Below are 7,063 nucleotides of genomic sequence, written 5' to 3' on the forward strand. Positions count from 1 at the left end.
CGGGCGGGACCTGGCGGCTGGACCTGCTGGGCTCGCTCGTGGAGTACAACGCGATGCGGCCGGGGCGGCAGTGGCGGCCGGAGCCTCCACGACGGCGGCCTCGGCGGCCGGAGCCGCGACGGCACGGGTGGCACGACGACGGGTCCGGGCCGGAGCGGCGGCCGGAACCTCCTCCGCGACCGGCTCGGCGGCCGGGGCGGCGGCCTCGGGGGTCGCACCACCGGGCGGGCCCGCCGGGCGGGAGGCGGCGCGGCGCCGGCGGCGCGGCGGCAGGGTGTCGCTCGGGCTGTTGTCCGTGGCCCCGTCGACGACGGCGCTCTTGGCGGCCTTGGTGTTCTCGGGTTCGTTGTTCTCGATGTCAGGCATTGCGGGCGGTTCTCCCGTCACGCTCCCGGGCGCCGCGGCTGACATCCGGTCCGGCGCGGTCCGCGCTCAAGGGCGCGGACCGGGCCTCCGGGGCGCGTGCGCCGCACAGGAGCTCTGGTCCAAGCCCGCCGGTTCCGTACGACTCGTGTCCGTACGGCCTGGCGGAAGTCTTCAGGTCGGTGCGCGGCCCGACCCAGGTGGCTCCCGAGTTCCAGGGCTGCGCTTGCGACGACGTTCCCTACGCGGAACCCTCCGGCGCCTTCGCGTCGGCGGCTACGGCGGCCGTGGGTGGGGCGGCCGTGACAGCCTCGCGGTCGGGCGCGAGCGGATCGGTCACCGTGCCGGACTCCTCGTCGAAGAGCCCCTGCGCCAGCCTGGTCACCGCTGCGGGGACCGGCGGCGCCAGGTCGGCCACAGCTCGGAGACCGGACAGGACGTCGTCGGGTCGCACGGCAGGTGTCACGTGCCGAACAACCAGCCGCAGTATCGCACAAGCATTGTCCGCGGGCCTATCAGCGGCGACGTCCGACGCTTCGAGGCTCACCACCGCGGCACGGGTGTCGAAGGTGCGGATGCCGTTCTTGGTGCGCCGCTGGACCTCGACGGTCTCCGCCGCGAGGTACGCGGCGGCGGCGCGGGCGGCCTCCGCCGGGTCGACGCCGTCGAGGCGCAGCTCCCAGACGGAGGCGGTGAGCCGGTCGGCGAGGCCGGAGGTACGGGCCTCCACGGCGTCGGTGATGTCGAGCCCGGCCGGCAGGGACTCGTCGAGGAGCTCGCGGAGCTGCTCCGGGTCGCGGGAGGCGGTGAGGGCGATCTCCAGGTACTCCGCCTCGGAGCCGGTCCCGGTGGGGGCGGCGTTGGCGTAGGAGACCTTCGGGTGCGGGGTGAAGCCCGCCGAGTAGGCCATCGGCACCTCGGCGCGGCGCAGGGCCCGCTCGAAGGCGCGCTGGAAGTCACGGTGGCTGGTGAACCGGAGGCGGCCGCGCTTGGTGTAGCGCAGACGGATGCGCTGCACCGCGGGTGCGGGCGGCGGGCCTTCGGGCTGTCGCTTGCCCAGGGGTTCTTCTCCTTGTGCGGGGCGGGCGCCAGTGCGCCGCCCTGAGGTCTGTCGGGCCGGACGGCGGTCGCACGCCCTCCGGTCGACGCCCGCGGCGCGGGCTGGTCTCCGGGGCGGCAGCCGTGCCGTCGGCTGTCCTACTACCCAGACTACGCGCCCCCGACCTCGTCGGTTCCCCCGGAGCCCACCGGATCACCCGCCGGGCCCGCGCCGGACCGACCCCCTCAGTCCACGGACCCCGCCTCGACCACCCACCGGGTCCGCAGCTCGACGACCCCCGCGAGGGTTTCGAAGTCCCGGTCGTAGTGCAGCACGGTCCCGATGTGAGTGTCCGTCTGGGACAGAACCCCACACGCCCACACCCCGGAACCCGCATCTGCCGTTGGCGGGGCATGACGACAGCTACGAGCGCGGCACAGCGGACCTTCGCGGCCGGTGTGCACTGGCGGGAGCCCGATCTGGCGCTGCTCGACGAGCTCCGGCGGGCGGAGACGGATCTCCCTCCGGATGCCCCGCGCGCCCTGATATCCGTGCGGGTCTCGGCTCTCACCACCGACACCACTTCGCCAGTGCGTCAGGAACTCGATCTGCGGAGCCTGGCCGGAGAGAAGGGGTTCCGCGTCGTGGGGGTCGCGAGGGACCTCAACGTGTCGGCCACCCGGGTGCCGCCCTGGCGGCGCAGGGAACTGGGGCACTGGCTGAATGATCGTGCTCCTGACTTCGATGTGATCCTCTTCTGGAAGATGGACCGCTTCGTCCGGCGGGTGACCGATCTCAGCACCATGATCGATTGGTGCCTCACCCACGGGAAGAACCTGGTCTCCAAGCACGACGCCATCGACCTGTCCTCTCCGCTCGGCAGGGGCGCGGCGGAACTCGTCGGCACTCTGGCCGAGATCGAGACGGGCAACACGAGTGCCAGGGTGGCGAGCCTCTGGGAGTACGCCAAAACGCAGTCGGACTGGCTCGTGGGGAAGCCGCCCTACGGGTACACGACCGACGGCGGGAGGTTGGTCATCGAGCCGCGGGCCCAGCAAGTGCTCCGGTGGTGCCACGGCGCCGCGGTGCGGGGAGTCTCGGCGCGCCGCATGACCGCCGTGCTCAGCCGCGGCCGGGTACCCACCGGCGGCGGAGGGGAGTGGTCCGCCACCACGCTGTTGAGGAGATTGCGGAACCCTGCGCTGATGGGGTTCCGGGTCGTGGAGGACAAGGACGGCGGTGTCCGCCGCTCCAGGATCGTCCGCGACAAGGACGGCGTCCCTGTCCGCGTGACAGAACCGATCTTCACGGAGGGCGAGTGGCGGATGCTGCAGAACGCACTCGACAGGCGGAGCAGGGCTCAGCCTCGTCGCAACCCGCTCGGGGCGACCGCGTTCCTCGGGGTCATGTTTTGCGCGGACTGCCGCACGAGCATGGCCGTCCGGCGAAGCTCGACCCAGGGCCGCACCTACGCCTACCTGCGCTGTCGGAACTGTCCGAGCGGAGGTTTGGGCGCCCCTGACCCGGAGGCCGTGTACCGGAGGCTCCGCTCCGAAGCCACCGCCGCTCTCGGTACGCAGCCGGTACGCGTACGGGATTACGCGCGCGGTGAGGCGGGACCACGACGATCCGAGCCTCACTGGGCCCTCGTCATGAGCGGTGAGACCTTCGGTGACCGCTGGGAGCGCGAAGGGCAGGACGTGATGGCCGACGACCTGCGGCGCGCCGGCGTCACCTGCCAGGTGAGTCGCACGAAGGTCCCGGGGACGAGGGCACCCGGAGTGAATCTGCAGCTGACCGTTCCACCCGATGTCGAGGAGCGTCTGATCATCAAGCCGGACGTCTTCCCGGACCCGGTCCACTGACACCGTCGGCCCCGTCCCGGGTAAGGACGGGGCCGACGGTACAGGTGCCACTACTTGTTGACGACGGACAGGGGAAGCAGCTTCTTGCCCGTCGGTCCGATCTGGATGTCGAGGCCGAGCTGCGGGCAGACGCCACAGTCGAAGCACGGGGTCCAGCGGCAGTCGTCGACCTCGGTCTCGTCGAGGGCGTCCTGCCAGTCCTCCCAGAGCCAGTCCTTGTCCAGGCCGGAGTCGAGGTGGTCCCAGGGCAGGACCTCCTCGTAGGTGCGCTCGCGGGTGGTGTACCAGGCCACGTCCACGCCGAACTCGGGCAGGGTCTTCTCCGCCGCCCGCATCCAGCGGTCGTAGGAGAAGTGCTCGCGCCAACCGTCGAAGCGGCCGCCGCCCTCGTAGACGGCGCGGATCACGGAGCCCACCCGGCGGTCACCGCGGGAGAGCAGGCCCTCGACGATGCCGGGCTTGCCGTCGTGGTAGCGGAAGCCGATGGAGCGGCCGTACTTCTTGTCCCCGCGGATCTTGTCGCGGAGCTTCTCCAGGCGGGCGTCCGTCTCCTCGGCGGAGAGCTGCGGGGCCCACTGGAAGGGGGTGTGCGGCTTGGGGACGAAGCCGCCGATGGAGACGGTGCAGCGGATGTCGTTCTGGCCGGAGACCTCGCGCCCCTTGGCGATGACGTTGACCGCCATGTCGCCGATCTGGAGCACGTCCTCGTCGGTCTCGGTGGGCAGGCCGCACATGAAGTACAGCTTCACCTGGCGCCAGCCGTTGCCGTAGGCGGTGGCGACGGTCCGGATAAGGTCCTCTTCCGAGACCATCTTGTTGATGACCTTGCGCATGCGCTCGGAGCCGCCCTCGGGGGCGAAGGTCAGACCGGAGCGGCGACCGTTGCGGGTCAGCTCGTTGGCGAGGTCGACGTTGAAGGCGTCCACGCGGGTGGACGGGAGGGACAGGCCCACCTTGTCCTCGGTGTAACGGTCCGCGAGGCCCTTGGCGATGTCGCCGATCTCGGTGTGGTCGGCGGAGGACAGCGACAGCAGGCCGACCTCCTCGAAACCGGTGGCCTTCAGGCCCTTCTCCACCATCTCGCCGATGCCGGTGATGCTTCGCTCCCGCACGGGGCGCGTGATCATGCCGGCCTGGCAGAAACGGCAGCCGCGGGTGCAGCCGCGGAAGATCTCGACGGACATCCGCTCGTGGACGGTCTCGGCGAGCGGGACCAGCGGCTGCTTCGGGTACGGCCACTCGTCGAGGTCCATGACGGTGTGCTTGGAGACCCGCCACGGCACGCCGGAGCGGTTCGGGACCACGCGGCCGATGCGGCCGTCGGGCAGGTACTCCACGTCGTAGAAGCCCGGCACGTACACGCTGCCGGTCTTCGCGAGGCGGAAGAGCACCTCCTCGCGGCCGCCCGGACGGCCCTCGGCCTTCCAGGCGCGGATGATCTCGGTCATGTCGAGGACGGCCTGCTCGCCGTCGCCGATGACCGCGCAGTCGATGAACTCCGCGATGGGCTCGGGGTTGAAGGCCGCGTGGCCGCCCGCCAGGACGATCGGGTCGTCGAGGCCGCGGTCCTTGGCCTCCAGCGGGATGCCCGCGAGGTCGAGCGCGGTGAGCATGTTGGTGTAGCCCAGCTCGGTGGAGAAGGACAGTCCGAGCACGTCGAACGCCTTCACCGGGCGGTGCGAGTCCACCGTGAACTGCGGGACCCCGTGCTCGCGCATCAGCGCTTCGAGGTCGGGCCAGACGCTGTAGGTGCGCTCGGCGAGCACGCCCTCGCGCTCGTTCAGTACCTCGTACAGGATCATGACGCCCTGGTTGGGGAGGCCGACCTCGTACGCGTCCGGGTACATGAGCGCCCAGCGGACGTCCGCGCTCTCCCAGGGCTTCACGGTGGAGTTCAACTCACCGCCGACGTACTGGATGGGCTTCTGCACATGCGGGAGCAGAGCTTCGAGCTGTGGGAAGACCGACTCGGACATCACGCGACTTTCGGTGCAGCGGGCAGGGGGCGACTCTCAAGCGTACCCCGCGGCGGAGACCGCCCCGCCCGCTGCGCGTCATCGGTCCAGGGCGGCCCGCAGGTCCGGGTCGGCGGCCGCGGCCCACCGCTCCGGCAGCTCCCGCTCGCACCGTTCGGCCCGCGCCTCCTCGCGTCCGTGGAGGACGCCCCAGGTGAAGGAGGACTCCCCCGCCGCGTGGGCGGCGACGGCCAGGTCCCGGAGGGCGGCGCGGGCGACCACGCTGTCCTGGTGCTCGCCGAGCACCCCTTGGACGGCCTTGAGGGCCTTGGCCAGCCGCTTCGCGGGCCTGCCGAGGGCGGGGACGGCGGTCTCGGCGGCGTACCGGGCCCGTTTGGCGGCCTTGCGGGCCTCGTGGAGGGCCAGGTCGCGTTCCTCGCCGGGGTCGAGGGCGAGGGCGTGTTCCACGCGCGCGGCGAGCCGGGCGTGGTCCCTGAGCACCGCGCGCCGCAGGGGTTCGGGGGCGGGCCGGGAGGCGGCGGGCAGCAGGGGCGGGTCGGCGAGCAGGGCGTCGAGGGAGTCCAGGAGGGCGAGGTGGCGGGGGCTGTCGAGGGCGGCGAGGGCCCGGCGTCGGGCGCCGGACTGCCGGGAGGCGTTCCAGGTGCGCAGCCTGCGGCGGACGGGCCCGGAGCGCAGGGCGCGGGGCAGTTCGTCGAGCCGGGCGCCGAGGTGGTCGAGGAGGACCTCGCGGTCGCGGTCGACGGCGAGCTCCCCGGCGAGGTGGCGCAGTTCCTCGGCGACGGGGTCGGTGACGGTGCGGTCGAGGAGCTTGCCGTACGTCTTGAAGGCGCTGCGGAGTCGGCGGGTGGCGACGCGCATCCGGTGGACGGAGTCGGGGAGGCCGCGGCGGACCGCGGGGTCGAGGGTGACCAGTTCGGCGGCCTGGGCGGCCAGGTGGTCCAGGAGCAGTCGGCCCGCGGTGCCGGGGGCGAGTCCGGCGGTCTCGGCGGGTCCGGGGCGGGGGTGGGGGGCGGCGCCGGTCTCGGCGAGGGCGCGGGCCAGTTTGGAGGGGGCGTCGGAGACCTTGAGCCCGGCCTTGCGGAACTTCTTCTCGACGGCGTCGAGGAGGGCGGGGTCGGTGTCGTCGGCGAGCTCCACCTCGACCTCGGTCCAGTGGACGGTGGTGTCCCCGCGTTCGGCGGTGACCCGGTCGGTGCTGAGTTCGGCGAGGAGGGCTCCGTCGGCGTCGAGGAGGTGGCTGACGCGGCGCGAGGAGAGGAGCCTGACCTGGGGTTCGAGGGCGGAGTCGCGGACGCGGGAGCGGAGCAGTCCGGCGAGGGCGCGGGGCACGGTGTCGGCGAGAGGGGCCGTCACCTCGTCGCGGACCCCGGGGGCGACGGGGAGCTTCAGGTGCCAGCCGGCGTCGGTGCCGCCGGTGCGGCGGCGGAGGGTGAGGCCGTCGGCGGCGAGCCGGCGTCCGGGGGTGTCGTAGTAGACGGCGTCGAGGTCCGCGGTGCCCTCGTCGCGGACGTCCGCGACGGCGGCGGTGCCCGTGAGGTCGGGGACGCCGCGCTTCTCCGCCTTGGTCGTAGTGAACTCGAATTTCCGCTCGATCTCGCGCTTCGTGTCCGCCATGGATCGAACCTAGTCCTGTTCGGACCGTTCGGGGCGGGTTGCGGGAAAGCGACCGGATCGCGGCGGGCGGGTGCGCCCCCGATCGTGGGCGGCGGACGCGCCGCGGCCCCCGCCCGTGTCCTCGGGAGGGGGCCAGGTCGGCATGGCCCCGGTTCCGCCGGGCGCCCCCGAGCAGGTGGTCGCGGCCATCGAGAAGGTCGCCCACG

At 72.7% G+C, this 7,063-nt stretch carries 5 protein-coding genes; 1 reads left to right on the forward strand and 4 read right to left on the reverse strand.

The window, feature by feature from the left end:
* A partial coding sequence (locus ABTZ17_RS35520) for a hypothetical protein (RefSeq protein WP_352199943.1) occupies window positions 1-366 on the reverse strand: 366 nt, incomplete at its 3' end.
* A 238-nt stretch (window positions 367-604) separates the two neighbouring features.
* On the reverse strand, window positions 605-1,381 hold the full coding sequence (locus tag ABTZ17_RS35525) for a TIGR03936 family radical SAM-associated protein (RefSeq protein WP_352199944.1): 777 nt from the start codon (window positions 1,379-1,381) through the stop codon (window positions 605-607).
* Window positions 1,382-1,860: 479 nt separating this feature from the next.
* Here ABTZ17_RS35525 and ABTZ17_RS35530 point away from each other — a divergent pair, with 479 nt between their 5' ends.
* On the forward strand, window positions 1,861-3,267 hold the full coding sequence (locus tag ABTZ17_RS35530) for a recombinase family protein (protein ID WP_352199945.1): 1,407 nt from the start codon (window positions 1,861-1,863) through the stop codon (window positions 3,265-3,267).
* 50 nt (window positions 3,268-3,317) lie between these two features.
* Here the strand turns inward: ABTZ17_RS35530 and ABTZ17_RS35535 are convergent, their stop codons facing one another.
* Together ABTZ17_RS35535 and ABTZ17_RS35540 are read right to left on the reverse strand one after the other, a co-directional pair.
* Entirely contained in the window at window positions 3,318-5,246 is a 1,929-nt protein-coding gene (locus ABTZ17_RS35535) for a TIGR03960 family B12-binding radical SAM protein (RefSeq protein WP_352199946.1), read from the reverse strand.
* 75 nt (window positions 5,247-5,321) lie between these two features.
* Entirely contained in the window at window positions 5,322-6,857 is a 1,536-nt protein-coding gene (locus tag ABTZ17_RS35540; protein ID WP_352199947.1) for a CYTH and CHAD domain-containing protein, read from the reverse strand.
* Window positions 6,858-7,063: the final 206 nt, after the last annotated feature.

The organism is Streptomyces sp. NPDC097619, from assembly GCF_040302735.1.
In the GTDB taxonomy this organism is placed as follows: Bacteria; Actinomycetota; Actinomycetes; order Streptomycetales; family Streptomycetaceae; genus Streptomyces.